This is a genomic window from Micromonospora sp. NPDC000121, assembly GCF_042899165.1.
Lineage (GTDB): Bacteria > Actinomycetota > Actinomycetes > Mycobacteriales > Micromonosporaceae > Micromonospora.
Map to the genome: position 1 here is coordinate 617,736 of NZ_JBIAZP010000001.1, position 26,194 is coordinate 643,929.

Here is a 26,194-nt window from a genome sequence, read left to right on the forward strand (position 1 = left end):
CTCCGCGCGGAAGGATCCTGGAAGGTGGTGGCCCCTGGAGGGGGCCGGTGCACCTCGGTCGGCACGCACGCCGCGCCGGAGCCGTCCAGGGTGTCGGGCGGGAGCCACCTCAGCCGAGGAGTCGGGTGAGGTGGGGGTTGGTGAAGAGGCGGTCGGGGTCGAGGCGGTCGCGGACCGACTGGAAGTCCGCCCAGCGGGGGTACGCGGGCGCCAGCGACCCGGCGTCGCGCCAGTGCAGCTTGCCCCAGTGCGGGCGACCGCCCAACCCCTCCGCGACCTGCTCGAACGCGCGGAAGTACGGCTCGTACGGCATGCCGACGTACTGGTGGATCGCCACGTACGCCGACTCGCGCCCGTACCCGTGGGAGAGCCAGATGTCGTCGGCGGCGGTGAACCGCACCTCCACCGGGAAGAGCACCTTGAACGGCAGGCCGTCCACGATCCGCCGGAGCGCGCCGAGCGCCTCGCCGAGCGCCTCGCGCGGCAGCCCGTACTCCATCTCCACGAAGCGGACCCGGCGCGGAGTGCAGAACACCCTGTCGGAGCGGCCCGTGTAGCGGCGTTCGGTGAGCGCCCGCGCCGAGACCGCGCTGATGCGCGGCGCGAGCGTAGGCACGGCGCGGCCGAGCCGGCACGCGCCCTCGAAGACGGTGTTGGACAGGAAGTCGTCGTCGAGCCACCCGCGCCACCGGGGCAGCGGCCGGTCGTCGGCGGGCACCCGGTCGTTGGTCTTGACCTGCACCCGGTCGGTGTACGGGAACCAGTAGAACTCCGCGTGGTCGTGCCGGTCGACCAGCGCCGGCAGGCCGGCCAGCACGGCGTCCAGCGGCGCCGGCCGCTCGTGCGCGTGCAGCACGAAGGCGTCCACGCAGCGCAGGGTGACGTCGACCAGCACGCCGAGGGCGCCCAGGGAGACCCGGGCGGCGGCGAAGACGTCGGGGTGTTCGTCGGCGGAACAGCGCAGCACCTCGCCGGTGCCGGTGACGAGGGTGAGCGCCTCGACGAACGTCGACAGGCACCCGTACGCGGCGCCGGTGCCGTGGGTGCCGGTGGAGATCGCCCCGGCGATCGTCTGCGCGTCGATGTCGCCCAGGTTGGGTAGCGCGAGACCGTGCGCGGCGAGCAGGTCGTTCAGCGCGCACAGGGTGATCCCGGCCGGTACGGTGACCAGTCGGCGACCGACGTCGACGCGTACGCCGGTGTCCAGTGCGGTCAGTTCCATCCGCCGTCCGTCGGCGACCGCGACGCCGGTGAAGGAGTGGCCGCTGCCGACCACCCGGATCCGGTCTCCGGTCGTCGCGGCGGCGCGGACGGCCTCGGTCACGTCGGCGAGGGAGGTGGGGCGCAGGATGGCGGTGGCGGTGGCACGCTGGTTGCCGGCCCAGTTGGACCAGGCGGCGGTGGAGGCTGCGGTGCCGGCCATGCACACTCCTCGACATGAATGTGAACTGACTTCATATCAGGAACGTTGTCGCAGGTAAATACCGCAATCGAGTCTTGCTCGTTGTACCGGTAGTCACGAACTCGTGACGTGCAGATATGTTCATCCGTCGAAGGGGGGTGGCGCCGAGTGTCCACACCAGCCGCCACAGCCGGGCCGCTGCGCCGCGTACCGGTGCAGGGTCGAAGTGTCGCGCGGGTCCAGCGGATGCTGGACGCCTGTGCCGAACTCGTCGACGAGGTGGGGTACGAGGGGCTCACCACGACCCTGCTCGCCGAGCGCGCCGAGGTGGCGATCGGGTCGGTGTACCAGTTTTTTCCGGACAAGCGGGCGATCGTGCAGGCGCTCACCCTGCGCACGATGGAGTCCTACCTCCAGCGGCTCGACGAGCGTTTCGCCTCCGACGACCTGACCCACTGGTGGGACGGGGTCGACGCCGGGATCGACGAGTACATCACGATGCACCGCACCGTTCCGGGATTCCGTACCCTGCACTTCGGCGACGTGGTCGACCTGCACCTGCTCGATGAGCAGCGGGACAACAACGGGGTGATCGCGGACCAGTTGGCCCGCGTGCTCGGCGAGCGCTTCGGCCTGACCGACGTCCCCGACCTCCAGTTCTACCTGGAGATCGCCGTGGAGACGGCCGACGCCCTGATCAAGCTGGCGTTCCGTCGGCAGCCCGAGGGTGACGAGCGGGTGCTGGCCGAGGCGAAGGCGCTGATCCGGGAGTACCTGCACCGGCAGGTCGACGCCCCGGCCGACGCCGGCCAGCCCGGCTGACCCGGGCCGCCGGCCCGGGTGCGTGGGCGGCGGGACGGGACGCGAACGGCCCGGGGTGCGCCGGGCGGAACGACGGCAGGACGGCCCGGGGTGCGCCGGGACGGTGAGTCTCAGAGGAAGGCGCGGCCCTCGCCCCGGTAGGTGGGCACGGTGGCCACGACCCCATCCCCCTCCACCAGGTGCAGCTCGTTGACGCGCTCGCACAGCTCGCCGGCCTTGGCGTGCCGGAACCAGACCCGGTCACCGATCCGCAGGGTGGCGGCCGCCGTGCCGGCCAGCGGGGTCTGCACCTCGCCCGCCCCCTCGGGGCCGACCAGCTTCAGCCCGCCGGGCAGCCACGGGCGGGGCAGCCGGCTGTCCTCCGCCGGGCCGGAGGCGACCCAGCCGCCGCCGAGCACGGTGGCCAGGCCGGGCGCCGGGCGGCGGACCACCGCGCAGGCGAAGAACGCCGCCGGGGTGGGACGCCAGGCGCGGTAGGCGTCGAACAGCGTCGGCCCGTACAGGCCCGATCCCGCGGTGACCTCGGTGACCGCGGGATCGGCGCTGGTCGCGGCCACGCTGCCGGTGCCGCCGCCGTTGACGAACTCCAGGTCGGCGTGTTCGCGTACGGCGGCCACCGCCGCCGCCCGGCGGGCCAGCAACTCGCGGTACGACCCGCGCTGGGCCAGCCGGATCGCGGAGCCGAGCACCGCCCGCCCGGGCGGCGCGTCCCCGAGGCCGGCGATCTGGGCCTCGTACGACATGAGCCCGACGAGCCGGAAGCCGGCGCGGCCCGCGACGGTGGCGGCGAGCGCGCCGGCCGCCCGGGCGCTGTGCACCGGCGAGCGGCGCACCCCGATGTGCACCCGCCCGCCGAACGGTCGCCAGGAGGCGTCCAGGTCGAGGCAGACCCGCAGCTCGGGACGCCTGGCGGGAGGGCACACGGCGTCGACGAGGTCGAGTTGGTCGGTGCCGTCGACCATCAGCGTGACGGCGGCGGCGAGCGCCGGCTCGGCGGCCAGTTCGGCGAGCGCGCCCCGGTCGGCGGTGGGGTACGCGACCAGCGCGTCGTCGGTCACACCGGCGCGGACCAGCCAGATCGCCTCGGGCAGGGTGAAGGCCATCACGCCGCGCCAGCCGGGCCGCCCCAGCGCCCGGCCGAGCAGTTCCCGGGCGCGGACCGACTTGCTGGCGACGCGGACCGGCTTGCCGCCGGCGCGGCCGACCAGCGTGGCGGCGTTGCCGTCGAAGGCGGCGAGGTCGACCACGGCGTACGGCGGGTCGAGATGCGCGGTCGCCCGGTCGAGCCGCTCACGAATTCTGTCGTTTTCGCTGGCCACGTCTGCACGCTAACTGTCTGGGAGTGAATGCGAAATACCCTCGCGTCTGTCCGGGCTGACGGCGGTGGCCGCGGCGGCCTAGGCTCGGCGAGCAGGAGAATGTCGCGGCGGGGGAGGTCCCCCACCGGGTCTAGAGTGTTCCACCGGGACTGCCCAGCGATGGGCCGGCACGTGGAGGTACGGCCATCGAAAGCCAGTTCAACGGCGAGTCGCCCGGCGTGTCGCCGTCATCGAGCAAGCCCGGCAGCACCACCGACCAGCCCAAGGCCGACCTGTCCGGCTACGCCGGCATCCGCTCCGTGCTGCGGATCACCCCGTTCCGCCGGCTGTGGATCGTGCTCGGCGCGGCGTCGTTCGGCGACTGGCTCGGCCTGCTCGCCACGTCGGTCTTCGCCGCCTCCCAGGTCGAGGGGAGCGCCGCCAAGGGCGCCGCCTTCGGTGGCGTCATCGCCATCCGGCTGCTGCCGGCGCTGGTGCTCGGCCCGATCGCCGGCGTGCTCGCCGACCGGTTCGACCGGCGCTGGACCATGGTCATCTGCGACGTGCTGCGCTTCCTGCTCTTCGCCTCGATCCCGCTGGTCGCGCTGCTCGACGCCCCCGGCGGGGTGACGGTCGGCTGGGCCACGGTCGCGACCTTCCTGATCGAGTCGATCACGCTGCTGTGGATCCCGGCCAAGGAGGCCGCGGTCCCCAACCTGATCCCGCGCGCCCGGCTGGAGAGCGCCAACCAGCTCACGTTGATCACCACGTACGGCCTCACCCCGGTCCTCGCCGCCCTGGTCATCGCGGTGCTCGACCGCAGCGTCCGGGGGGTGACCGGCGGTGAGTTCCCCGACTGGGCCGAGCCGGCCCAGTTGGCGCTCTGGTTCAACGCGTTCTCCCGGCTCGCCACCGCGCTGGTGGTGGCGTACGGCATCAAGGAGATCAGCCAGGGGCAGGCCGCGGAGCGGGGCGGCACCGAGCAGAGCATGCTGCGCCAGTTCAAGGAGGGCTGGCGGTTCATCGGGCAGACCCCGCTGGTGCGCGGCCTGGTGCTCGGCATCTTCGGCGCCTTCGCCGGCGGTGGCATCGTGATCGGCACCGCCAAGTTCTTCGCCACCTCGCTCGGCGCCGGCGACGCCGCCTTCTACCTGCTCTTCGGCGCCATCTTCGTCGGTCTCGCGCTCGGCATCGGGCTCGGCCCGATGATCGTCAAGGACATGTCCCGCCGGCGCTGGTTCGGCATGAGCATCGTGCTGGCCAGCGCCTCGGTGATGACCCTGGCCTTCGCCATCCACCTGTCGATGGCGATGGCCGGCGCGATCCTGGTCGGCGCGGGCGCCGGGATGGCCTTCCTCGCCGGCACCACGCTGCTCGGCGGGGAGATCGCCGACGAGGTGCGGGGCCGGGTCTTCGCGGTGGTGCAGATCGGCACCCGGCTGGTGCTCATCCTCGCGATCGGCCTGAGCAGCCTGCTCGCCGGTGTCGGCGGCTCCCGCCGGCTGGAGTTGGCCGACCTGGGCGTCTCGATCTCCTCCACCCGGCTGCTGCTGCTCGCCGCCGGCGCGGCAGGCATCTTCGCCGGGGTCAGCGCGTTCGGGCAGATGGACGACAAGAAGGGCGTCCCCGTACTGGCCGACCTCTGGGGCTCCATCCGGGGCCGCCCGCTCATGCCGGCCGAGCCGTTCGTCTCCGCCGGCCTCTTCGTGGTCTTCGAGGGCGGCGAGGGCGCCGGCAAGTCCACCCAGCTCGCCGCGCTCGCCGAGCGGCTGGGCGGGCAGGGGCGCGACGTCGTGGTCACCCGTGAGCCGGGCGCCACCGCCGTCGGCGAGCGGATCCGGTCCCTGCTGCTCGGCGCGCCCGGGTCCGACGTGCCGTCGCCGCGCGCCGAGGCGCTGCTCTACGCCGCCGACCGGGCACACCACGTGGCCACCGTCGTCCGGCCGGCGCTCGTCCGGGGCGCGGTGGTGATCAGCGACCGGTACGTCGACTCGTCCCTGGCGTACCAGGGGGCGGGGCGGACGCTCCCCGTCGACGAGGTCTCCTGGCTGTCCTCCTGGGCCACCGGAGGGCTCAAGCCCGACCTGGTGGTGCTGCTCGACGTCGACCCGCGCACCGGCCTGTCCCGGGTGGCGTCCCGCGCCGAGGCGGCCGACCACGTGGAGGCCGAGTCGGTCGCCTTCCACGAGCGGGTCCGGTACGCCTTCCTCGACCTCGCCGCCGCCGACCCGAAGCGCTACCTGGTGCTCGACGCGTCCCGCCCGGTCGAGGAGATCACCGAGCAGGTGGCCCGACGGGTCGAGGAGATGCTGGGTGCCCCCGGCGGCATCGTGCACCCGCGCCCCGCGCAGGGGCCGGACACCTCGGTGCAGCCGGAGTTATCCGAATCGGAGCTGGTGACGATGGAGCATCGGACCTGATGTCGGACGTCTTCGCCGACCTGGTCGGGCAGGACGAGGCGGTCGACACGCTGCGCCGCGCCGCCGCCTCGGCGGCCGCCGTGCTGCGCGCCGCCGCCGTCCCGCCCACGACCGACGCCGCCGGGGACGAGTTCGACGCGTTCGCCGAGGAGGCCGAGCACGCGGGCGCCGAGCACGCGGGTGCCGAGGGCGCGGGGGCGGGTGCCGCCGTCGATTCCGGGGCGGGGATGACGCACGCCTGGATCTTCACCGGGCCGCCCGGGTCGGGCCGGTCGGTGGCGGCCCGGGCCTTCGCCGCCGCCCTGCAGTGCGCGTACGGCACCGGCTGCGGCCAGTGCCCCGGCTGCCACACCACCATGACCGGCACCCACGCCGACGTCCGGCTCGTGGTGCCGGAGGGGCTCTCCATCGGCGTCAACGAGATGCGGGCGCTGGTGATGCGCGCCGCCAGCACCCCGTCCGGCGGGCGGTGGCAGGTGGTGGTCATCGAGGACGCGGACCGGCTCACCGAGGCCGCCGGCAACGCGCTGCTCAAGGCCGTCGAGGAGCCGCCGCCGCGTACGGTCTTCCTGCTCTGTGCCCCGTCCACCCACCCGGACGACGTCTCGGTGACGATCCGGTCGCGCTGTCGGGTCGTACCGCTGCGGCAGCCTTCGGCCGAGGCGGTGGCCGAGGTGCTGGTCCGCCGGGACGGCGTGGCGCCCGACGTGGCGCGGTGGGCGGCGGCGGCCGCGCAGGGGCACGTGGGCCGGGCCCGCCGCCTGGCCCGCGACCCGGAGGCGCGCACGCGCCGGGAGGCGGTGCTCGCGGTGCCGCGCCGGCTGACCGGCGTGGGGGCCGCGTTCGACGCGGCGTCGGCGCTCATCGAGGCGGCCGAGGCGGAGGCGGCGGCGTCGGTGGCGGAGACCGACGCGACCGAGCGGGCGGCGCTGGAGACGGCGCTCGGCGCCGGCGGCACCGGGCGGGGCGCGGCGGGCGCGATCCGGGGTGCCGCCGGCCAGCTCAAGGACCTGGAGAAGCGGCAGAAGTCGCGGGCCACCCGGGCGCAGCGGGACGCGCTGGACCGGGCCCTGGTCGACCTGGCCGGCTTCTACCGGGACGCGCTCACCATGGCGTTGCGCGCCCCCGTGGCGCCGGTGCACACCGACACCGCCGCGTTGGCCGGGGCGGGCGCGCAGAAGTGGGACGCCGAGGGGTCGCTGCGCCGCCTGGAGGCGGTGCTGGAGTGCCGGGCGGCGATCGAGGCGAACGTCAAGCCCCGGATCGCCGTCGAGGCGATGATGCTCGCGCTCTGGAAGGGCTGACCGCCCGTCCCGCACGGGCCGGATCCCGCGACCGCTTCGGTTGTCCACAGGCATCGACAGCCGCAATTGCTGTGCGGTACGGTCCGATGTGCCGTGACGGTGGCGGCACGCTCAGTGATGGCCTGTTCGGGAGGAGTCCGCCGATGTCGCGGGGGGAGATCGACGAGGCCTGGATCGAGGAGGCGGTGCGGCGTTACCGCCGGATCGAGTCCCTCCAGGCCGAGTTCGACCGGGCGGTGGCGACCGTCGAGGTCACCGTCCGGTCGCCCGACGGGCTGGTCGAGGTGGTGGTCACCGCCGGCGGGCGGATCACCGACGTCCGGTTCCTCGGCCCGCTGCACACCCGCAACCCCCGAGACGTCGCCGGCTCCGTGCAGGCCGCGGTCACCGCGGCGGCCGACGCCGCCCAGTGGGCCCGGGAGAAGCTGCACAACGAGACCTTCGCCGCCTACCGTCCGCTGGCGGGAGCCTGAGATGGACACCCTGCACGCCCTCGCCGCCCGGCTCGACCAGGCGAGCGAGACCATGACGGCCGTGTCCCGCACGGTCACCGCCGGTGACCCGCCGCAGGCCGCGTTCGGCGCTGACGCCCCCGGCCGGCCCGGCGAGATCGGGCGGGCCCTGCACCGGCAGTGGATCGCGGCCACCGGCGACCGGGCCCGGGAGGCGCACGTCGCGGCGCAGCGGCTGGCGGTCGCCGCGGCGGCGGTGCGGGCCGCCGCCGACCACTACGCCGACGCCGACCGCGCCGCCCTCCACCGGCTGACGGGGGAGGCGTGATGGACACGCTGGACCGGCTCGCCGAGCCCGGGCTCGACCTGCTGGGCCGGGTCGACACGCTGCTCGCGGCCGGGGCGCCCGAGGGCCACCGCGTCTGGCCGCTGCTGCGCCGGATGCAGGTGCTCCCCGGCGAGGCGGTCCGGAACTTCCTCGACCTGCGTCCGGTGCCGCTGGCCGGCGCCGGCCACACGGTGCGCCGGCTGGTCCGGGGCTACGACGACGCCTGCGCCGCGCTGGCCGATCCGGTGCTCTGGTCCGGTCCGGCCGCGTCGGCGTACGGGCAGGCCAGGGGAGCCCTGCTGCGCCATCTGGACGAGGGGCCGGAGAGCCTGGTCGGGCGGCTCGAGTCGACCGCCGGTTACGCCGACGCGCTCGCCGACTGGGTGGAGGGCAGCCGCCTGGCGCTCGCCCGGGCGCTGGCCGACGTGATGCGTTCCGCCGAGGCGGTGGCCGTGGTCGCGGCGACCTCGATGTCGGGCGGCGGAGGGCGCCAGGGGCCGGCCGGGCCGGGCGGGACCGAGGCCGCCGAGATCGCCGCGCGGGTCCTCGCGGTGCTCTGCGTCGCGTACGACGGGGCGGAGACGCTGCTGCGCCAGTGGGGGACGAGCCTGGCCGAGTCCCGCTGGCGGGAGCCGGTGGCCGACCGTCCCCGCTACGACGCCCCCACCCGGATCGGCTGGTAGTCCGCGGCCGGCCCGACCGGGCGCGCCCGGTGTGGACGGTCTGCACGGCTGCGGCCCGGCAGCGCTGCGCGGTGGTGGGCGCCGCGACAGCCGTCTCCGTGACGGACCCCCGGCACGGCGCACGGCGTCGCGCTCGGGCCCGGTCCGGCCGGGCTCCGGCGGCGACGCCGTGGCCTTTCCCCCTGCACCCCCCGCAGGTCTGCCTCCACTCAACGCCTCCGGTGCTCGTTTGTCCCGTACGAGACAGCGGAATCAGCCGTCCGGGCGAGGGGGGACGGCACGACGAGGTGGGTCGGGTCGGTCGATTCGACCACTGTGGATGGCTGCACGGCGTAGTCGGGTGGCGACGGCCGGCCCGGCCGTAGCCGCTCGGTCGTCGTAGGGTGAGAGGCATGGGCATGCTCTGCGCGGTCAGCTTCCAGCGGTACGGGCGCCTCTACTACCTGGACCCGGGCGAGCTGCGCCCGCAGGTCGGCGACAAGGTGCTGGTGCCGACCGACGACGGGCCCGAGGTGGCCGAGTGCGTCTGGGCCGCGCAGTGGGTCTCCGAGGACACGGCGGGCTTCCCCCGGCTGGCCGGGCTGGCGCAGGACGAGGACCTGCGCCGCGACGAGGCGCTGCGCCGGCGCAAGGCCGAGGCGAAGGTCGCGGCGAAGCGGCTGATCCGGGAGCACGGCCTGCCGATGAAGGTGGTGGCGGTCGACCACGTGCTCGGCGCCGGCGAGGGGAACGGCGAGCGGAGCACGATCTACTTCACCGCCCCGCACCGGGTGGACTTCCGCTCGCTGGTCCGCGACCTGGGGGCCACCCTGCACTGCCGGGTCGAGCTGCGCCAGCTCTCCGCCCGGGACTCGGCCCGGGTGCAGGGCGGCATCGGCTCCTGCGGGCGGGACCTCTGCTGCGCCACCTTCCTCACCGACTTCGAGCCGGTCACCATCCGGATGGCCAAGGACCAGGACCTGCCGCTCAACCCGCTGCGCATCTCCGGCGCGTGCGGCCGGCTGATGTGCTGCCTCAAGTACGAGCATCCTCTCTACCAGCGGTTCCAGGAATCCGCCCCGGCGATCGGCAGCCGGGTGTCGACGCCCGAGGGCGACGGCCGGGTGGTCGGCCACAGCGTCCCGCGCGACTCGGTCACGGTCCGCCTCGACGCCGACGGCTCCCGCTGCTCCTGCTCCCGCGCCTCGGTCTGCGGCCCCCGCCAGGCCCACGACCAGCACTACAACCCCTGACTCTGCGGTCAGGTGAGGGTGGTGGGGGGCTCGGCCAGGCGGGGGCGGAGGGGGTGCTTCGGCGCCAGCCAGGAGGACTCGGGGGACTGGTCGGGGTTGACCTGCCAGTCGCGGGCGACGCGGTCGATCGCGATCGGGTAGATCGTCAGCGTGCCGTCGGGGTCGATGCGCAGCCGCAGGAACGCCTTCGCGTCCTCGATGCCCTGGCCGGCGAAGAGCTCGTTGACGTTCACCCCGAACGCGCCCGCCACCAGCAGGTAGGCGGCCACCAGTTGGCTGGCCACCAGCCCGATCACCGGGCCGTAGACCACCGCCGCGGCGACGGCCGGCAGCGGCCACGGCCAGTCGTAGAGAGGCAGGGCCAGCCAGGCCCAGGTGCCGGCGGCGGCCAGCCCGACGTGGGCCAGGCCGTGACCGACGCCGAGGATCCAGTGCCGCGCGTGCCGCTTCCCGCCCGAGCTGGGCGGCTTGGCGAAGAACGCCGCGCCGAGCACCGTGACGACCAGCATCACCACCAGCGGCACGCTGAACAGCCGCTGCTCGGTGCCGGTCCGGTTGCTCACGACGCCGGCCATCGCCAGCATCAGCAGCGTGTGCAGGGTGCCGAGCAGGGTGGTGAAGCCCGGGTTGCGCAGCGGCAGCCGGGGGAAGATCCCCCAGCCGTACCGCCGGGAGCGGGCGGCGTCCGGATAGCGGCCGGCCAGGTCGTACGGGCGGGAGGCGCTGGCCCGCCGGGCGAGGGTGTCGCGCGGGGGCACCTCGATCCGCTCCGGGAGCTTGTGCGTCGGGTAGAGGTACGCGCCCCCGCCGCCGCAGGTGATCAACTGCCGGTCCGGGCCGGCGTACCGGGCGTAGTGGTGCAGGTCACCGGAGATCAACAGCCGCACCTGCGCCCCGGTGGGCGCGACGATCGTGCGGATGAAGTAGTCGATCGAGTCGTACGCCGTGGGGTGGTCGACGGCCTTGACCCACGTCGGCGCCGGCACGGTCAGGATCACCCGGCTCTGCGGGCCCAGCCGCTCGGCGACCTTGTCGAAGTAGGTGAGCTGCGGGTCGTCCAGGTACGAGCCGGACTGGTCGTCGAGGCCGAGCAGCCACCAGCCGGCGGGCAACTCGACGGCGAAGTACGAGCGGGACTGGCCGGTGTCCCAGCCGCCGAAGTGCCGGTCCCGGGACCGGACGAACAGCCGCAGGAAGGCGGTCAGGCCGTCGTACCAGTCGTGGTTGCCGGGGACCGCGAAGAGCGTCGGCCGCTCGGGCGGGGTGACGGGCAGAGCGGCCTGGTAGGGCCCCTTGCACCGGTCCTCGTACGCCTCGTACGCCGCCGACGGGTAGACCTGGTCGCCGCCCATCACCAGGGTCTGCGCCCGGGGCAGCCGGTGCCCGTCCACCTCCAGCTCGCGCTGGGCGAGCAGGTAGGCCACCGAGTAGGTGGCGTTGAAGCCGTCGCCCAGGTCGGCCACGTAGTCCAGCCAGAGCCCACCGTCCGGCCCGACCTGGCGGAAGATCCCGTCCCCGAACGCGTTCTGCAGCTCCCGCTTGTCCAGGTACGCCCCGAAGAGCATCGCCAGCAGCGTACGGATGCCGGTGCTGATCAGCAGGAAGGGCGCGAGCCACGGCACGGGCTTGCGCGGGGTGAAGCCCAGCTCGCGCGGATCGGTGCTGCGCGGTCGGCGCGCCGCCCGCCCGCCGGCCGCCTCGCTCGCGTGCGGGCTCGCCGCCGCATCGTCCCGCGGGTCGCCGTCGGGGGCGCGATCGTCGGTCACGCGCCGCAGCGTAGTCCGGACCGGCCGCCATCGCTGTCCGGCGAACGACGGATCGGCCCCAGATGTCCGGGTCGGCGAGTGGGGTGGGGGAACCCGCTCGGCCGGGCGGCGGATCGTGCCGTACACTTGACGATCGTTGCCGCCTTAGCTCAGTCGGCTAGAGCGACGCACTCGTAATGCGTAGGTCGACGGTTCGATTCCGTCAGGCGGCTCGGTGAAGAAGCCCAGGTCAACGACCTGGGCTTCGCCGTTTCCCGAGGTCCACCACGCTGCCGCCGACGGTGCCAGTCCGCAAATAGTCCGCATCCCGCGGTCGGGGCGGTTGTGCATCTGCTGGCCACCGCCATCGAGGAGCCTGTCCTCGATGAGCGGCATCCTGGCCGACAGCTCCTATCGGCGGCTGCTGCTGCTGCCTGCCTGACGGCCTGGCCTCACTTCAGGTGCCGGGCGAAGAACCGGTTCCCGTCGTCCCCCTCGAACTGCGGGACGCCGGTGTGCCCACCCATATTGGCGTGCAGCGTCTTCTCCTTGGAGCCGAAGGCGTCGAACAGGTCCAGGGCCAGCTGCCGGTCGTTTCCCTCGTCGTCCCACTGCAGCAGGACCTGCAGCGGAATGGTGACCTGCCGGGCCTCCTCGAACATGGTGCGGGGCACGAAACTCCCGGCGAACAGAAGGGCGGCCGAGATGCGCGGCTCGACCGCCGCCAGCCGGAGGCCGATGGCGATCACCCCTCCCGCGTACCCGACCGGGCCGCCGATCTCGGGCAGCGAAAGGAGGGCGTCCAGGGCGGCCCGCCATTCCGGGACCGCCTTTTCGACCAGTGGGAGGACGAGCCGGTCGACGATCTCGTCGTCGACCGGCTCGCCGGCCTCCAGCGCCCGGTGCAGGTCGGCGCGGGCCTCCTCGGCGGCGGCGAAACGGGGCCGGTCACCGCCCCCGGGGAGCTCGATGGTGGCCGCGGCGAAGCCCTCCGTCGCGGAGTGCCGGGCCCGGGCCACCAGTCGGGGGTACATCATGTGCAGTCCGCCGGGGTGGCCGACCAGGATCAGCGGCGCCGGGGCGGATGCGGATGCGGATGCGGGCGTCCACAGGATGCCAGGGATCTCGCCGAGGGTGAATTCGCGCTCGAGGACACCGTCGTCGAGCCGCTGTTCGGAGGTGAATCGCAAGGTCGTGCCTTTCGGGAGTGCTCCTGAACGGCGCTCCCGGACGACCTATCGTCCGACCGTGACCCCAGAGGGGAGCACCCATGTCGATACGTTCACGGGTACCACCTCCTCGGTCTCTGGCACGGCCTCCGGAAAGTTAGCAGTGGTCGCCGTGTCTGCCAACGGGTTTTGCCGAGGCTCCGTGACCGGACACCGGCGGACAGCCGTCTTGATCCTTGCGAGGCGAGGGTCGGCGATCGCTTCCGGCCGTCGGCCGCGGCGATGACCCCGGCGTGCCGTTGGACGGGGACAACAGGGGTCAGCGGAGGCCACGAGAGCCCAGGTCAACGGCCTGGGCTTCTTCGTTTCCCGAGGTCGGTTACGTCCCCGCTGACGGGCCGAGTCCTCAGCTCACTCGCGCGCCGTCGGTGCCTGCCGGCACAGCCGGCGGTACTCGGCGGTCACCACCGCGAGCAGGAAGAGGTCCACGCTGAGCGCGGAGAGCGCCCCGAACTGATCGACGGTGAAGCTGAAGATCTGCCCGAACAGCAGATCCACGAGGAGCGCGAGTTTGAACAGTCGGAAGGCTCGTACCTTGTCGCGCGGAAGTAGCAACGCCCCGCGGATGCCGAGCACCGCGGTGATCAGCGCGGAGACCGAGACCCCGACCACCGCCCGCCACTCCCGTTGGTCGGGCAACTGGCCGGTGACCGCGTCCTGCACGACCGTGAGTACGACGACGAACGCCTCGCCCACCAGGTAGAGCACCACCAGCGACACCACCCACCGGTGGGTGGTCACCCAGATCACGGCCCGGCGGGCGCGGTTGAACCAGGGCTGCCAGAACCGGGGGCCGGGCGGCTCACGCCGGGGCACGGCGTCCAGCAGATGCGCCACCGCCTCCTCGACGTCCGGGCCGCAGCCGTGGACCTGCCGCATCACCGCCGCGCGACGTCGATCGGTGAGCCCCGTGCGCAGCCCGCCTACCACCGTGTAGAGCGCGTTCGCCGTCCGCTCCGGGCCGGAGAGCCGGGTCCGGCCTCGGATCGCCTGGGTGATCACGACCAGCAGGGCGAAGGCGCCGTAGATGATGCCGGCGGCCGGGGCGTAGAAGTAGTCGGTCCCGGCCGTGACGAACTTGCCCACCTCGTCGATGAAGAGCCCGAACCCCGTCCCGCCGAGGATCGCACCCAGGATGCGCGCCGCGCTGCCGAGGAAGACCAGCGCGACACCCAGGCCGGCGGTCATCAGCAGCCCACCCCAGAGCACGTGCGCGATGTGGAGCCCGCCGCCGCCGAGCTGGGGGTAGCCGGCCGCCTGGAGAAAGGCCCGGGTGACCAGCACCGTCACCACCCCGGAGAGCACGAACGCCTGCAGGTACGACGGTGCCTCCAGTACCCGGGGCGGCATCGACCAGCGGGACGGACGGGCGGGCATGGCCCCGACGCTAGTGGCGGCGGCCGTCACCTAGGGCCGGTTCCGCCCGAATGGCGAGGCGGCCCCGGGCACAGCGGGGGCAGGAGGGCCTTCGGCGCCGTCGGCGGTCACACCGTGGGCGTCTCGGAGCGGAAGCTGTGCCCGAGCTGGTCGCCGAGGCCGAAGTAGTGGCGGAAGTTGTAGATCAGCGGGTTCCAGGACTTGGGGTCGACGTGGTCGGTTCCCGGCACGACGATGCGGGCGTCGGCGTGCACGGCCAGGACGTGGGCCTCGACGATCAGGAAGTCACCGCCGGCGTCGGCGCGGACGTGCGCGGCGCGGGACTCCAGTTGCAGCGGGCAGTCGGCCACCCGGGGCGGTCGGACGTGTCGCGATGGCTGTGGGCGCAGCCCGGCGGCCTCGAACTTCGCCGGTTCATGGCGGAAGTGGCCACGCTTCCGGGGCGGTACCGGGTGCCGGCCGGTCAGCGGGGCGAGGCGTTCGACGGCTTCCCACTGGTGAGCCGCCGGGAAGTTGATCACCATGTCGGGGCGCGAGGCGAGGTTGTGGGCGCTCTGGCCGTCGCGACCGAGCCCGAGTACCACGACGTGGCCGAGAGCCCACGCCGAGGAGATGGGTGCGAGGTTCGCGCTGGCGTCGTCGTTCTCGGTGCTCAGCAGCACCACCGGGGTCCCGAAGTACAGGATCTTCGGGGTGATCGTCAGATGCTCGGTGGCCGCGGGCGGGCTGCTCGTCGTCGTCATGGTCGCCGACGGTACGGGCCGCACGCTTCGGTGCCCGCCGAAGTGTTCGCGCACGGGCAACCAGGGGCGGCAGGCCGGCCCCCGCGTCGTCTCGGCGGGGCGAGACTGTCGGTCGCGGTCGCTACGCTCCCGCCGTGACCGACCTTGCGAATGGTGTCGCCAAGCTGCCGAGCGCCGAGGACGAGGCCCGGTTCTGGGCCCTCGTCGAGTCCGCCTGGGAGCGGCTGGGTGCCGAGCCCGCCGCGCTCCGCCGGGCGCTGCTGACCCGAAATCCGGAGGCCGACGACGATGACGACGACCTCTACGCCATCGACGCGTGGCTCGGTCCGTTCCTCGACAACCTCCGCCAGCTCGCGGAGGGCCTGTCCAGCCAGGAGCTGACCGACCTGGACCGGGTGGTCGAGCGAAAGCTGCACGACATCGACCGGGCGGACGTCCACGAGGTGACCGACGGCTCCGACGACGGCTTCCTCTACGCCCGGGGTCACATCGTCGCGCTCGGGCGCGAGTTCTACGAGGCGGTGCATGCCAACCCTGCCGTGGCCGTGCCGGACGCCACGTGCGAGAGCATGTGCTACTTCTTCGCCCACCTGCACAACGAGCGGTTCGACGGGTGGCCGGACACCGGCTCCGGCATCTCGCGGGAGTCCTGCACGAACGCGGCGGGCTGGCGCGAGTGACCGAGGGCACGGAGCACCAGATCGACCGGAGCGATGAGTTTCCGCGCCCGGCGGCGTAACACTGACGACACCCGTCGTCCGTCAGCCTCTGGAGGCAGCCTCATGCAGTACGCACCCGTCGTCGTCAGCCTGCCCATCGCCGACCGTCCGACCTCGTACCGCTTCTATGCCGAAGGGCTCGGCCTGGACGCCGTCGGGGAGCCGGCGGAGGACGGCATCCCCGAGCCGTTGCAGTTCGCGCTCAACGACGGTCTCCGGATCATGCTGGTGCCGACCGGCGGGTTCGGCTGGGTCATCGGCAGCCACGAGGTCGCCCGGCGCGGGCAGAGCGAGTGCGTCCTCAGCCTCCCGGCGGCGACGCCGGCCGAGGTGGCCCAGCTCGTCGAGCGGGCCCGGTCCGCCGGCGCCGAGGTGGTCGTCGAGCCGGGCCGGCAGCCGTGGGGATACACGGGCGCTTTCACCGACCCGGACGGCCACCTGTGGATGGTGTCCGCGGAGGCGGCCTGACGCGTCCCGCGGAAGGGACAGGCCGTGCCACGCGGCCGCAACCGCGGCGGCCCGACGCAGCAGGGCGGCGGGTGGCCGGGCGCGGGGGTCGGGATGGGCACGAGCGACGGCCCAGGTCGCGGGGACCTGGGCCGTTCGCTGGCGCTCGTGGCGTACGGGTAAGGGTCAGAGCGTGCGGTGCGGGTAGCCGGTGGTCCCGGTCTCCGGCACCACCTCGACGTCGGTCACCACGTACTCCGTCTCCGTCGGGCGGCCGTCCTGGTCGGTGTCGGAGCGACGCTTCGCGGCCGCGGCGGCTCCGGCCGCCGCCGCCCCGGCCACCGCGGCGCCCGCGGCCACGGCCCTGCCGGACACCCCGGCCTTGCCGCTGTCGCCGCGCGTGCCGGCGGCGTGCTCGACGCCCGGCGTGCCGACCCCGAGGCCGCCGTCGACCGTGCCGCGCCAGGCCCCGGTCTCCACGCCGCGCTCCTCGATGTACGACTTGAACTTCCGCAGGTCGGACTCGGCCTGCCGCTCGACGATGTTCAGCTTGTCGCCGGCCTTCTCGATCATGCCCTCGGGCTCGTACTCCAGGTGCAGCCGCACCATGGTGCGGTCGGGGCCGACAGGCTGGAAGTAGACCGCCCCCGCGTTGGTCGCGCCCTCGGTGGCGGCCCACGCCACCTTCTGGTCGGGCACCTGCTCCAGGACCGTCGCGTCCCACTCACGCTTGACGCCCGCGATCTCGGCGACCCAGTGCATCCGCCGGTCGTCGAGCTGGCGCACCTCGCGGACACCCCCCATGAACTGGGGGAACTCCTCGAACTGCGTCCACTGGTTGTACGCGGTGCTGACCGGAACCTGCACTTCGATGGACTTCTCGACCTTCGTGGTCACGGTTGATCCTCCTCGTTGGTCGAACTGCTTCCGTCGGAGGGGAGAGCCGTCCCTCGTCCGTCTGAACTCCTACCCCCGGTGATGGCGCTCAATCGCCGGACCTGTCGGAACACCACATCGGACAGCGGGCCCGTCGTCGGCGAGCCGGGCGAGGATGTGCCGCGGACACGCGGAGGCCCGGGCCGGCGGGCTGCCGGCCCGGGCCTGCCGGACGGTGCGAAGGGCTCAGCCGTCCTCGCGGTCCGGGCTCTCCAGGCGGAAGAAGTTGCTCTGCCGCCCGTCGGCGCGTTCCTCCTGGTAGATGAAGTTCAACCGGCGCTTGTCGAAGGCCTCGAACCACTTCTCCCAGCTGATCTCGCGCAGCCGGTCCTCGCGGCCGTTGGCGGGGAAGTCGAAGCGCAGCACGCCCGCGTGGCCGTCGTGGTCGGTGCCGTCGACGGTGCACGGCACGCCCTTGCGTGCCTCGGCCCACTGCCGGATGACGTCGTGGTCGGTGGTGACCAGGCTGCGGCCCGGCCGCTCCGGCTCGTCGTCCACGGAGTCGATGACCTGCGAGTACCTGACCGACGTGGAGGTCTGCGCGCCGGTCCGGACCCCGCCGGGCGAGGAGCCCGATCCGGAGGAGCGCGAGGAGCCGGACCCGGAGGAGCCCGAGCCGTTCTTCATGCTTTGGATCAGGGTCTTGACCAGGTCGTCCTTCTTCATGTCGGCGGTGTCGGTGACGCCGCGCCGGCGCAGCCGGCTGCGGAGGTCGTCGACCTTCATCCGCGCGATCTCGCTCTCGTTGATGTCCGGGGTGTTCGGCGTCTGGTTGCCCGGGGGGTTCTTGGTCGCGGTCGACCCCGAGCTGCTTCGCGTGGGCATGGGAGGTCCGTCCTTCCTTCGACCCGTCTCCAGGGGGTGTGGTGGCGCCGAATGACGCGCCGGGCCGTCCCCGTATCAGTACCCTCGCCGGCCACCTCAAACGTCCGGTCCGGTCAGTCGGCCCGATCCGGCAGGTCACGGAGGTGGCGGACCGGCGAGAAGAGCACCCAGAGCACTCCGGCGAGGGCGCCGGCCGTCGCGATCCACAGTGCCGGCCGTACGCCGAGGGTGCTGCCGAGCGCGCCGCCGAGCAGCGCGCCGATCGGGCGGATGCCGTAGTTGACGGTGCGTCGGGCGCCGGTCACCCGGGCCAGCAGCGCCTCCGGGGTCAGCGCGGTCTGCACCGAGCCGCCCACGATGTCGAGCATCATCACCCCGACGGCGGAGAGGAACTCCGCGGCGAAGAGCATCCCCAGCGCCAGCGGGGTCGGCCCGCCGGCAAGCGGGACGAGCAGCAGGGGAGCGGGAAAGAGGACGAAGGAGGCCACCAGCGCCGGGCCGACGCCGAAGCGGCGGACCAGCCGGCCGGTGACCGCCGCGCCGATGAGGCCGCCGACCGCGCCGGCGCCGAGCACCGCGCCCAGCAGGCCGGGTGCGAGGTGCAGCTCCTGCGTCGCGTAGAGCACGAACAGCGCGATGAACATGAAGTTGAACAGGTTGACGGTGGTGGTGCCGAGCAGGATCGCGCGCATCATCGGCGTCCGCGCGAGGAACCCCAGCCCGGCACCGATCGCCAGGCCGCCGCCGCGGGCGGGCGCCGGCTCCGTCGGCCGGATCCGCCCCAGGAAGTACGCGGACACGACGTACGACAGGGCGTCGGCGACCAGGGCGATCGGCGCGGTGAGCGCCTGCACCAGGACACCGCCGATGCTCGGCCCGGCGACCAGCGACATCGCCCGGCTGCCGTTGACCAGCGTGTTCGCGTCGACGTAGTCGCGCCGGTCGACGATGGACACGAAGAGCGGGCCCCGGGCGACCTCGAAGAACACGGCGAGCGTGCCGACCGCGAAGGCCGCCACGTAGAGCTGGGGCAGGGTGAGCACGTCGAGCAGGTAGGCGACCGGCACCGCGGCGAGCAGCAGCGCCCGGCCCAGGTCGGTGAGGATCATGACGCGGCGCTTGTGCGGGTACCGGTCCACCCATGCTCCGGCGAGCAGCGGGAAGATCAGGTTCGGGGCGAGCGCGGCGGCGGTCAGGTAACCCATCTCGGCCGGCGCCGCGTCGAAAACCAGCACTGCCAGCAGCGGCAGGGCCAGGGTGGAGATCTCGTCGCCGAAGTACGACACGGTCTGCGCCGACCAGTAGCGGCGGAACGTCCGCTCGCGCAGCAGCCGGAGCAGGGGGCTGCCACGTGCCGGGCCGGCGGGCGGGGCGGAGGTGGCGGTGTCGGGGGTGGCGGCGCCCGGGGTGGCAGCCGTGGCCGGGGCGGTCGTCTCGCCGCTCATCGGGAGCCGCCCGGGTCGTCGGAGCCGCCCAGGTCGTCGGAGGTGGCGGGGTCGTCGGAGCCGCCCGGTTCGTCGGAGGTGGCCGGGCGGGTCGGGGCGGCGGGGGGCTCGGTGAGGACGGCGAGCTGGATGAGGCTGACCTTCCGGCTGCCGGCCGGCCGCTTCGCCGGGTCGGTGATCCGGTCGTCGTACTCGGCGAGCAGGGCCTCGACCCGCTCGGTCAGCCGGGCCAGCTCGTCGGCGGTGACGTGCAGCGGCCGGTCGCTGAATCCGGTGACCGCGCGCCAGGCCGACGGCTCGCCGGCCCGGCGGGCGAGGAACTCCTCGGCGCGGCGGGTGTAGAGGGCGAGCTGGGCGGCGCTCAGTTCGTCGGTGGCGGCCCGCGTCTGCGGGTCGTCGGAGGCGTCGTCCCAGGAGGTGGTGAGCGCCGTGGCCCGCCAGGGCCGTTCCCGGGCGTCGGCGCCGGGGGCCCGCTCGGCCAGCCCGTACTTGGCGAGCTGTCGCAGGTGGAACGAGCAGTTCGGCACGCTCTCGCCGAGCCGCTCGGCGGCCTGGGTGGCGGTCATCGGGCCGTGCTGGCGGAGCAGGCCGATCAGGGCCATCCGCAGCGGGTGCGCGTAGCCGCGCAGGGCCTTGGGGTCGGAGAGCTTCACCTCGGGCAGCGACATACCCTAAAGCTATCTTTATAAAGATGTCTTTAGCAACAGGGGAGGCGAGCCGGTCGGATCGGGCCGGGGCGGCCTCAGGAATAGATCGTGGCGGCGTAGCCCGGGCCGTAGTGACGCTCCAGGTCGGCCAGGCTGACCTCGGGCGCCTCCAGCTCCTTGACGAGCCGGGCCCGGGACGGCAGCACGTCCGGCTGCCAGGTCTCCGGCTGCCAGAGCTGCGAGCGCAGGAACGCCTTGGCGCAGTGGTAGAAGATCTGCTCGATCTCCACCACCACGGCGAGGACCGGGCGGTGACCCTTCACCACCATGTCGTCGAACCACGGCGCGTCCCGGACCAGCCGCGCCCGGCCGTTGATCCGCAGCGTGTCGGTGCGCCCGGGAACCAGGAAGATCAGCCCGACGTGCGGGTTGTCGAGGATGTTGCGGTAGCCGTCCGCGCGCCGGTTGCCCGGCCGCTCCGGGATCGCGATGGTCCGGTCGTCCAGCACCAGCGCGAAGCCGGGCGGGTCGCCCTTCGGCGAGACGTCGCAACTGCCGTCCGCGCCGGCCGTCGCCACCAGGCAGAAGGGTGACGCGGCGAGCCACTGCCGGTCCCGGGCGTGCAGGACGGGCCGCTCCTTGGCCAGCGCCCGCGGCACTGGCGCCCCCAACAACTCGCGCAGCTCCTCGTGCGATGTGATCTCCACCGTCACGTGGCCCTCCCCATGGGTTGATTCCGGTGGCGGCGTGGCCGCCGCCCGCCAGCCTAGGGGAGCGGCCAGCGCGAGGTTTGTCCGCCGCCGGCAGGGGTACCGCCTCACCCGACGCGCCCGGAGAGACCGAGCAGTGGAGGCCCGGATGGAGAGCCGACTCAAGGTGCTGGGCCACCCCGTCCACCCGATGCTGGTGATGTTTCCGGTGGCCCTGCTGGTCACCGCGGTCCTGTTCGACGTGGTGGACACCGTCGGCGGGCCGGACTTCCTCGGCGAGGTCGCGTACTGGAACATCACCGTCGGCCTGGTCGGCGGCCTGCTGGCCGCGGCGGCCGGGACGTTCGACCTCCTGGCCATCCCCTCGGGGACCCGCGCCAAGCGGGTGGCGCTGACCCACGCCGCCGCCAACCTCGCCGTGATCCTGCTGTTCGCGGCGGTCTGGGTGGTGCGGCTGAACGCCGACTCCCGGGCCGCCGGCGGCGCGCTGATCGCCATCGAGGTGGTCGCGCTGGCCATCCTCGGCATCAGCGCCTGGCTTGGCGGGGAACTGGTCGACCGGCTCGGCGTCGGTGTGGACCGGGACGCCGGTCTGGACGCGCCCAGCTCACTGCGGCCCTCGGCGGCCACCCAGCGGATCGGAGAGGCGCGATGAGCGAGCGAACAGTGGCTCAGTGCGGTGGCGCCTCATGGCGGCACGGAGCGTAGCGGAGGGCCGACGTGAGCGAGCAGAGCGGAGGGCCGGCATGAGCGAGCAGAGTGGCGGGTCCGGCCGGGGCTGGCGCGGCCGGCAGCAGGGCTGGGACCCGATGGGCGAGTTGCAGTCCCTGCGGAGTGAGCTGCGCCGGCTGGTCGGCGGGCGGGCCGGGCCGCCGGACGTCGAGCTGGCCGGGACCGCCGACGGCTGGGAGGTCGTGGTGCGGCTGCCCGGCGTGGCGCCGGAGGAGGTGGCGGTTGAGCTGGACGACCGCGAGCTGTGCGTCCGGGCCCGCTCCGAGGCCGAGGTCAACGCCGACCACGGCATCCCCGGCGGCTTCGAGACGCGAGGCTTCGAGTACCGGGTCGACCTGCCCGCCCGCGTGGACCCCGACGCCATCGACGCGGTGATGGACCACGGCCTGCTCCGGGTCCGGCTGCCGCGCGCCGCCCGCCCCGCGCCCCGCACCATCACCGTCGGGCGCCCCGGCGCCCCGGTGGGTACGCGCACCGTCGTGGACCCGGCCGCCGACCGGGAGATGCACCACCCGGACATCGCGGTCGGCGAGACCGACCGGCCGTAGCGGGGGCGCGTGGTCACCCCGGACGTGCTCGGCCCGGTCGCCGGGCGCGTGCCCGACGTCGAGCGGATCGCCGTGCTGCGCGCCAACGCGCTCGGCGACTTCATCTTCGTCCTGCCGGCGCTGGACGCGCTGCGCGCCGCGTACCCGGAAGCGGAGATCGTGCTGCTCGGTGCGCCGTGGCACGCGAAGCTCTGGCGCGACCGGCCCGGCCCGGTGGACCGGGTCCTGGTGGTGCCGCCCGCGCCCGGGATCCGCTATCCGGAGCCGGGCGAGCCGGAGTCGTCGATGGACGACTTCCTCGCCACGGCGCGCCAGGAGCGCTTCGACCTGGCGCTGCAGGTGCACGGCGGGGGAGCCAACTCCAACCCGTTCGTCGGCGCACTCGGCGCCCGCGTCACCGCCGGGCTGCGCGCCGAGGACGCCCCGCCGCTGGACCGCTGGATCCGGTACGTCTACTACCAGCACGAGGTGGTCCGCTACCTGGAGGTGGCCGCGCTGGTGGGCGCGTCCGCCACCACGGTCGTGCCGACGCTGGCCGTCACCGACGCCGACCGGGCCGAGGCGGCCGAGGTGCTCGGCCCGCCGCGGCGGCCCAGGGTCGCGCTGCATCCCGGCGCGACGGACACCCGCCGGCGCTGGCCCGCCGAACGCTTCGCCGAGGTCGCCCGCGAGCTGGTCGGCGACGGGTACGAGGTGCTGGTCACCGGCACCCCCGCCGAGCAGGAGGTGGTCGACCGGGTGGTCGCGGCGGCCGGGGTGCCGGTCCGGCCGCAGGTGGGCACGCTCAGCCTCGGCGGGCTGGCCGGCTGCTACGCCGGCTGTCAACTGGTGGTCTCCAACGACACCGGGCCGCTGCACCTCGCCGCCGCCGTGGGCACCGCGACCGTCGGCGTCTACTGGGTCGGCAACCTGATCAACGTGGCGAACCTGCTGCGCGGCCGGCACCGGCCGATCGCCTCGTGGACGGTGCTCTGCCCGGTCTGCGGGGTGGACTGCACCCCCGGCATCTACCCGCACCGTCCCGGCGACGGCGAGTGCCCGCACCGGGACTCGTTCGTCACCGACGTGCCGGTGGCGGAGGTCGTGGAGGCGGCCCGCGAGCTGCTGCACCCCGAGCCCGGCGCGCCCTGAGCACGGCCGCGGGTGGCGGGTTCAGGCCGGTTGGGCCGCGTCCTCCTCGGCGAGAACGACCTCCCACGCCTCCACGTCCCGGTCGGTGACCGTCGTCGGCGACTCCAGGTGGTACGCGCCGCTGGGCAGGACGCCGGCGCCGCCGTGGCGCGCCAGCACGGCGAGCTGGGCGGCGACGTCCTCGCCCTGGTGCTTCTCCTGCACCCGCCGCCAGAAGTCGAAGCCGCCGGAATCGAGGAGCTTGGCCCGGTCGTAGAGCACGCAGCCGCCGATCCAGGACACCTTGTACGCCCGCCAGGCCCCCGGCGGCAGGTCCAGCTTCCGGGTGACGTGCAGCAGGTTCGCCGCCGGGTGGATCGACGCCCGGTCCCACTCGGGGGTGCCCGGACGGATCCGCTCCGGCGTGGGCCGGCCGGTCCACTCCTCGTAGTGCCGGTGCGTCTCCGGCCGGACGTCGTCGGCGTACGACAGCCCGTGCACGGCGTTGCCGACGAAGCCGCAGCCCAGTTCCTCCATGGCGGTGACCAGCCGGGCCAGGGTGCCCGGCTCCAGCCAGACGTCGTCGTCGAGGCAGAGCACGTACCGGGCGGCGGAGGCGGCCAGCAGGTAGGCCCGGTGCTCGGCCAGCCCCCGCCGGGGCAGCCGGCGGGTCAGCAGCACCGGGTGACCCCGGTGGCGCAGCGTCCGGACCATGGTGGCCGCCGCCGGGTGCCGGTACGCGGCGTCGCCGTCGGACTGGTCGCTGACCACCACCCCGAAGCCGGGCACGCCCTCCTGGGCGGCCAGCCCGGAAAGCGTGACCGCCAGCTCGGCCGGGCGGTTGCGGGTCGGGATCAGCACGTCGAGCAGCCGTTCGGCGCGGAACCGCGCGGCCGTGCCGAGGTCGAGCGGGCGGCTCACGACGGCTTGCTCGTCAGGGAGGAGCCCCCCTGGGGTTCCGGGCTGTGCGACCGGATCCGGTCGATGATCGCCGAGGTGGAGCGGTCCGGCACGTACCCGAGGGTGCGGACCTGCCCGCCGAGCCGGCGGACCAGCGGGGCCTCCGGCACCATCTCCGGCGGGTAGTCGCCACCCTTGACGTACACGTCGGGACGGACGGTCTCGATGAGACCCGCCGGGGAGTCCTCCTCGAAGACCACCACGTGGTCGACGCAGGCCAGCGCGGCCAACAGCGCGATCCGGTCCTCGACCGGGTTCACCGGCCGGTCCGGGCCCTTCAGCCGGCGTACGCTGCCGTCGGAGTTGACCGCCACCACCAGCAGGTCGCCGAGGGCCCGGGCCTGCTCCAGGTAGCGCACGTGGCCGCGGTGCAGCACGTCGAAGCAGCCGTTGGTGAAGACGATCGAGCGGCCCGCCCGGCGGTGCTCCGCGACGAGCGCGGCGAGTTCGTCGGCTCCGACCAGCGACCGGTGACCGGCCCCGTCGACCGGCACGTCCAGGGCCGCGAGCAGGTCCTCCCGGCGGCACACGCAGGTGCCGGTGTCGGAGACGGTGATGGTCGCGGCGAGCTGCGCCAGTTGGGCGGCGGTCGGCAGCGGCGCGTCGGCGGCCAGCGCCAGCGTCATCGCCGCCAGGTACGCGTCCCCCGCGCCGACCGCGTGGCTGGCGGGCACCGGGGTGCTGTGGCTGCGCCGGGGCTCGCCGTCGGCCCCGCCGACCACCGCCCCGTCGGTGTCCAGGGTCACCGCCACCACGTCGGCGCCGGTGTGCGCGCGCAGCTCGGCGAGGCGGGACTCGGCCAGCACTGCCCGGTCGACGCCCTCGCCCGCCGTGGCGTTGACGGTGACGCCGGTGCCGGTCACGGTGAGCCCGTCCCCGGTCAACGCCACCCGGCCCTCGCCGGGCGTCGGCTCGCCGGTCGGCCCGAGACTGCCGCCGACGGCGCCCGTCCCGGGCCCGGCCGGTCCCGTTCCGCCGCCGACCGGGCCGGTCCCGGTCAGGCTGCCAGCGTCCCCGGCCGGGTCGGTCCCGGTCAGGCTGCCGGCGTCCCCGGCCGGGTCGGTCCCGGTCAGGCTGTTGGCGTTGCCGCTGGCCGGGTCGGTTCCGGTCAGGCCGCCGGCGGTCCCGGCCGGGTCGGTCCCGGTCAGGCTGGTGGTGGTCCCGGTCGGGCCCTTTGCGTCGAGGTGGCGGGTGCCGTGGAGCGGCCCGAGGCCGCCCGGCGCCGCGCCCACGGTCAGCTCGGAGGGGCCGTCGGCCGGGTCGCCGTCCGGGTGGTCCAGGTGCAGCTCGACGCCGTGCGCCGGCCGGGTGCCGGCGGCCCGGGCGAGCAGCCGGGTCGCCTCGGCGAAGCTCGGCGTCACCACGGTCGGGGCGAGGCCCCGCCAGTCGGCCAGGTCGTGGGCGTCGAGGGCGACCGTGGCGTACCGCTCCCGCTGGGCGACCAGCCAGGCGCGCACCGGCGCGGGCAGCGCGCCCAGGCCGTAGTCGCAGACCACCAGGGTGGGTGCCTCGCCGCCGGCGGCGGCGCGCAGCTCCTCGGTCGCGCAGTCCAGCGCGGTGAGCAGCCGGGACACCCCGTCGTCGTCGAGCGCGTCGTCGGGGTCGCCGGAGTCCTCGCGCAGCAGGATCTGGTTGCCGGCCAGCATGCGCCGCTTCACCGGCGTCGGGCGGCCGGGCTGGTTGACCGTACGGTCCCAGACGCCGGCCCGGTCCAGACAGTCGTGCAACTCGTCCCCGGCGACGTCCGCGCCGACCGGGGCGACCAGCACCGCCCGGCCGCCGAGCGCGGCGACGTTCACCGCGGTGTTCGCCGCCCCGCCGGCCGCCGAGATCCGGCGGCGCAGGGTGAGGACGGGGGCGGGCGCCTCCCGGCAGAGCCGGTCGGACTCGGCGAACCGCCAGTCGTCGAGCATGGCGTCGCCGATGACCAGGACGGGACGCCCCAGCCAGCCCTCCACCACCGTGGCGAGCCGGCGCTGTTCCGCTGCTGCTCCTGCCATGCCTCCCCGGGTCCCCCGCGGCACCCCCGTCAAACCTGGGCGCCCCCGGGGCGCGGGTTTCGGGCACCGGGCCCCGGGAA

24 protein-coding genes, 1 tRNA gene and 1 pseudogene are annotated in these 26,194 nt (G+C 74.2%); 13 read left to right on the forward strand and 13 right to left on the reverse strand.

Features of this window, described 5'->3' with window-relative positions:
* Positions 1-109: 109 nt before the first annotated feature.
* Positions 110-1,423: a D-arabinono-1,4-lactone oxidase gene (locus ACFY23_RS02975; protein WP_350684277.1), complete on the reverse strand. Its 1,314-nt coding sequence runs from the start codon at positions 1,421-1,423 to the stop codon at positions 110-112.
* Positions 1,424-1,648: 225 nt separating this feature from the next.
* Here ACFY23_RS02975 and ACFY23_RS02980 point away from each other — a divergent pair, with 225 nt between their 5' ends.
* A complete protein-coding gene (locus tag ACFY23_RS02980) occupies positions 1,649-2,224 on the forward strand; it encodes a TetR family transcriptional regulator (RefSeq protein WP_350684287.1) in 576 nt (191 codons plus the stop codon).
* Between the two features lie 110 nt (positions 2,225-2,334).
* On the opposite strand, the gene ACFY23_RS02985 is transcribed toward ACFY23_RS02980, so the two are convergent.
* Positions 2,335-3,543 carry an amino acid deaminase/aldolase gene (locus ACFY23_RS02985; RefSeq protein ID WP_350684278.1) on the reverse strand — a complete coding sequence of 403 codons (1,209 nt, stop codon included), beginning with the start codon at positions 3,541-3,543 and terminating at the stop codon, positions 2,335-2,337.
* Positions 3,544-3,842: 299 nt separating this feature from the next.
* Here ACFY23_RS02985 and tmk point away from each other — a divergent pair, with 299 nt between their 5' ends.
* From tmk to ACFY23_RS03015, 6 genes are all read left to right on the forward strand, one after another.
* Positions 3,843-5,942: a dTMP kinase gene (gene tmk / locus ACFY23_RS02990; protein WP_350684288.1), complete on the forward strand. Its 2,100-nt coding sequence runs from the start codon at positions 3,843-3,845 to the stop codon at positions 5,940-5,942.
* The gene (locus ACFY23_RS02995) at positions 5,942-7,246 is read left to right on the forward strand and encodes a DNA polymerase III subunit delta' (protein ID WP_350684279.1); all 1,305 of its coding nucleotides are present in this window, start codon (positions 5,942-5,944) and stop codon (positions 7,244-7,246) included. Before tmk ends, ACFY23_RS02995 begins: the two co-directional genes overlap by 1 nt.
* A gap of 143 nt (positions 7,247-7,389) precedes the next feature.
* Positions 7,390-7,719, forward strand: coding sequence for a YbaB/EbfC family nucleoid-associated protein (locus ACFY23_RS03000; RefSeq protein WP_350684280.1), 330 nt, complete (start codon positions 7,390-7,392; stop codon positions 7,717-7,719).
* Between the two features lies 1 nt (position 7,720).
* The gene (locus ACFY23_RS03005; protein WP_350684281.1) at positions 7,721-8,026 is read left to right on the forward strand and encodes a hypothetical protein; all 306 of its coding nucleotides are present in this window, start codon (positions 7,721-7,723) and stop codon (positions 8,024-8,026) included.
* A complete protein-coding gene (locus tag ACFY23_RS03010; RefSeq protein ID WP_350684282.1) occupies positions 8,026-8,709 on the forward strand; it encodes a hypothetical protein in 684 nt (227 codons plus the stop codon). Before ACFY23_RS03005 ends, ACFY23_RS03010 begins: the two co-directional genes overlap by 1 nt.
* 392 nt (positions 8,710-9,101) lie before the next feature.
* Positions 9,102-9,941 (forward strand): regulatory iron-sulfur-containing complex subunit RicT, encoded by an 840-nt coding sequence (locus ACFY23_RS03015; RefSeq protein WP_350684283.1) that lies wholly within the window; start codon positions 9,102-9,104, stop codon positions 9,939-9,941.
* A gap of 8 nt (positions 9,942-9,949) precedes the next feature.
* Here the strand turns inward: ACFY23_RS03015 and ACFY23_RS03020 are convergent, their stop codons facing one another.
* A complete protein-coding gene (locus ACFY23_RS03020) occupies positions 9,950-11,707 on the reverse strand; it encodes a metallophosphoesterase (RefSeq protein ID WP_350818908.1) in 1,758 nt (585 codons plus the stop codon).
* 138 nt (positions 11,708-11,845) lie between these two features.
* Between ACFY23_RS03020 and ACFY23_RS03025 the strand changes: the two genes are divergently transcribed.
* Positions 11,846-11,919 (forward strand) — tRNA-Thr (locus tag ACFY23_RS03025).
* Positions 11,920-12,138: 219 nt separating this feature from the next.
* Here the strand turns inward: ACFY23_RS03025 and ACFY23_RS03030 are convergent.
* From ACFY23_RS03030 to ACFY23_RS03040, 3 genes are all read right to left on the reverse strand, one after another.
* Complete coding sequence (locus ACFY23_RS03030; protein ID WP_350680718.1) at positions 12,139-12,876, reverse strand: alpha/beta hydrolase; 738 nt, start codon at positions 12,874-12,876, stop codon at positions 12,139-12,141.
* Positions 12,877-13,266: 390 nt separating this feature from the next.
* Positions 13,267-14,265 (reverse strand): hypothetical protein, encoded by a 999-nt coding sequence (locus tag ACFY23_RS03035; protein WP_350680722.1) that lies wholly within the window; start codon positions 14,263-14,265, stop codon positions 13,267-13,269.
* 134 nt (positions 14,266-14,399) lie between these two features.
* Positions 14,400-15,035, reverse strand: coding sequence for a flavin reductase family protein (locus ACFY23_RS03040; RefSeq protein ID WP_350680716.1), 636 nt, complete (start codon positions 15,033-15,035; stop codon positions 14,400-14,402).
* Between the two features lie 134 nt (positions 15,036-15,169).
* Between ACFY23_RS03040 and ACFY23_RS03045 the strand changes: the two genes are divergently transcribed.
* Together ACFY23_RS03045 and ACFY23_RS03050 are read left to right on the forward strand one after the other, a co-directional pair.
* On the forward strand, positions 15,170-15,715 hold the full coding sequence (locus ACFY23_RS03045; protein WP_350680714.1) for a DUF4240 domain-containing protein: 546 nt from the start codon (positions 15,170-15,172) through the stop codon (positions 15,713-15,715).
* A gap of 102 nt (positions 15,716-15,817) precedes the next feature.
* Positions 15,818-16,222: a VOC family protein gene (locus ACFY23_RS03050; protein ID WP_350680712.1), complete on the forward strand. Its 405-nt coding sequence runs from the start codon at positions 15,818-15,820 to the stop codon at positions 16,220-16,222.
* 426 nt (positions 16,223-16,648) lie between these two features.
* Here ACFY23_RS03050 and ACFY23_RS03055 read toward each other — a convergent pair.
* The 5 genes and pseudogenes from ACFY23_RS03055 to ACFY23_RS03075 all read right to left on the reverse strand — a co-directional run.
* A pseudogene (locus tag ACFY23_RS03055) lies at positions 16,649-17,098 on the reverse strand (SRPBCC family protein); the annotation flags it as partial.
* A 225-nt stretch (positions 17,099-17,323) separates the two neighbouring features.
* Entirely contained in the window at positions 17,324-17,962 is a 639-nt protein-coding gene (locus ACFY23_RS03060) for a hypothetical protein (RefSeq protein ID WP_350680710.1), read from the reverse strand.
* 113 nt (positions 17,963-18,075) lie between these two features.
* Positions 18,076-19,407: an MFS transporter gene (locus tag ACFY23_RS03065; RefSeq protein ID WP_350680708.1), complete on the reverse strand. Its 1,332-nt coding sequence runs from the start codon at positions 19,405-19,407 to the stop codon at positions 18,076-18,078.
* Positions 19,404-20,075: a helix-turn-helix domain-containing protein gene (locus ACFY23_RS03070; RefSeq protein WP_350680706.1), complete on the reverse strand. Its 672-nt coding sequence runs from the start codon at positions 20,073-20,075 to the stop codon at positions 19,404-19,406. The genes ACFY23_RS03065 and ACFY23_RS03070 overlap by 4 nt, the downstream gene beginning before the upstream one ends.
* Positions 20,076-20,149: 74 nt before the next feature.
* Positions 20,150-20,767 carry a pyridoxamine 5'-phosphate oxidase family protein gene (locus ACFY23_RS03075; protein ID WP_350680704.1) on the reverse strand — a complete coding sequence of 206 codons (618 nt, stop codon included), beginning with the start codon at positions 20,765-20,767 and terminating at the stop codon, positions 20,150-20,152.
* Between the two features lie 145 nt (positions 20,768-20,912).
* On the opposite strand from ACFY23_RS03075, the gene ACFY23_RS03080 reads away from it, so the two are divergent.
* The 3 genes from ACFY23_RS03080 to ACFY23_RS03090 all read left to right on the forward strand — a co-directional run bounded on the left by ACFY23_RS03080 (position 20,913) and on the right by ACFY23_RS03090 (position 23,175).
* Entirely contained in the window at positions 20,913-21,419 is a 507-nt protein-coding gene (locus tag ACFY23_RS03080; RefSeq protein ID WP_350680702.1) for a DUF2231 domain-containing protein, read from the forward strand.
* Positions 21,420-21,510: 91 nt separating this feature from the next.
* A complete protein-coding gene (locus ACFY23_RS03085; RefSeq protein ID WP_350680700.1) occupies positions 21,511-22,044 on the forward strand; it encodes an Hsp20/alpha crystallin family protein in 534 nt (177 codons plus the stop codon).
* Between the two features lie 9 nt (positions 22,045-22,053).
* The gene (locus ACFY23_RS03090; protein ID WP_350680698.1) at positions 22,054-23,175 is read left to right on the forward strand and encodes a glycosyltransferase family 9 protein; all 1,122 of its coding nucleotides are present in this window, start codon (positions 22,054-22,056) and stop codon (positions 23,173-23,175) included.
* A 21-nt stretch (positions 23,176-23,196) separates the two neighbouring features.
* Here ACFY23_RS03090 and ACFY23_RS03095 read toward each other — a convergent pair whose 3' ends face one another.
* Both ACFY23_RS03095 and rfaE2 read right to left on the reverse strand, forming a co-directional pair.
* On the reverse strand, positions 23,197-24,075 hold the full coding sequence (locus tag ACFY23_RS03095; RefSeq protein ID WP_350680696.1) for a glycosyltransferase: 879 nt from the start codon (positions 24,073-24,075) through the stop codon (positions 23,197-23,199).
* Positions 24,072-26,114: a D-glycero-beta-D-manno-heptose 1-phosphate adenylyltransferase gene (gene rfaE2, locus ACFY23_RS03100; protein WP_350680694.1), complete on the reverse strand. Its 2,043-nt coding sequence runs from the start codon at positions 26,112-26,114 to the stop codon at positions 24,072-24,074. Before rfaE2 ends, ACFY23_RS03095 begins: the two co-directional genes overlap by 4 nt.
* Positions 26,115-26,194 lie beyond the last annotated feature (80 nt).

Coding starts and splice junctions, on each gene's coding strand:
- ACFY23_RS03050 (WP_350680712.1), top strand. CDS start 15,818: ATGCAGTACGCACCCGTCGTCGTCAGCCTGCCCATCGCCGACCGTCCG.
- ACFY23_RS03080 (WP_350680702.1), top strand. CDS start 20,913: ATGGAGAGCCGACTCAAGGTGCTGGGCCACCCCGTCCACCCGATGCTG.
- ACFY23_RS03060 (WP_350680710.1), bottom strand. CDS start 17,962: ATGCCCACGCGAAGCAGCTCGGGGTCGACCGCGACCAAGAACCCCCCG.
- ACFY23_RS03065 (WP_350680708.1), bottom strand. CDS start 19,407: ATGAGCGGCGAGACGACCGCCCCGGCCACGGCTGCCACCCCGGGCGCC.
- ACFY23_RS03035 (WP_350680722.1), bottom strand. CDS start 14,265: ATGCCGCCCCGGGTACTGGAGGCACCGTCGTACCTGCAGGCGTTCGTG.
- ACFY23_RS03005 (WP_350684281.1), top strand. CDS start 7,721: ATGGACACCCTGCACGCCCTCGCCGCCCGGCTCGACCAGGCGAGCGAG.
- ACFY23_RS03010 (WP_350684282.1), top strand. CDS start 8,026: ATGGACACGCTGGACCGGCTCGCCGAGCCCGGGCTCGACCTGCTGGGC.
- rfaE2 (WP_350680694.1), bottom strand. CDS start 26,114: ATGGCAGGAGCAGCAGCGGAACAGCGCCGGCTCGCCACGGTGGTGGAG.
- ACFY23_RS02980 (WP_350684287.1), top strand. CDS start 1,649: ATGCTGGACGCCTGTGCCGAACTCGTCGACGAGGTGGGGTACGAGGGG.
- ACFY23_RS03040 (WP_350680716.1), bottom strand. CDS start 15,035: ATGACGACGACGAGCAGCCCGCCCGCGGCCACCGAGCATCTGACGATC.
- ACFY23_RS03015 (WP_350684283.1), top strand. CDS start 9,102: ATGGGCATGCTCTGCGCGGTCAGCTTCCAGCGGTACGGGCGCCTCTAC.
- ACFY23_RS03085 (WP_350680700.1), top strand. CDS start 21,511: ATGAGCGAGCAGAGTGGCGGGTCCGGCCGGGGCTGGCGCGGCCGGCAG.
- ACFY23_RS02975 (WP_350684277.1), bottom strand. CDS start 1,423: ATGGCCGGCACCGCAGCCTCCACCGCCGCCTGGTCCAACTGGGCCGGC.
- ACFY23_RS03070 (WP_350680706.1), bottom strand. CDS start 20,075: ATGTCGCTGCCCGAGGTGAAGCTCTCCGACCCCAAGGCCCTGCGCGGC.
- ACFY23_RS02995 (WP_350684279.1), top strand. CDS start 5,942: ATGTCGGACGTCTTCGCCGACCTGGTCGGGCAGGACGAGGCGGTCGAC.
- ACFY23_RS03000 (WP_350684280.1), top strand. CDS start 7,390: ATGTCGCGGGGGGAGATCGACGAGGCCTGGATCGAGGAGGCGGTGCGG.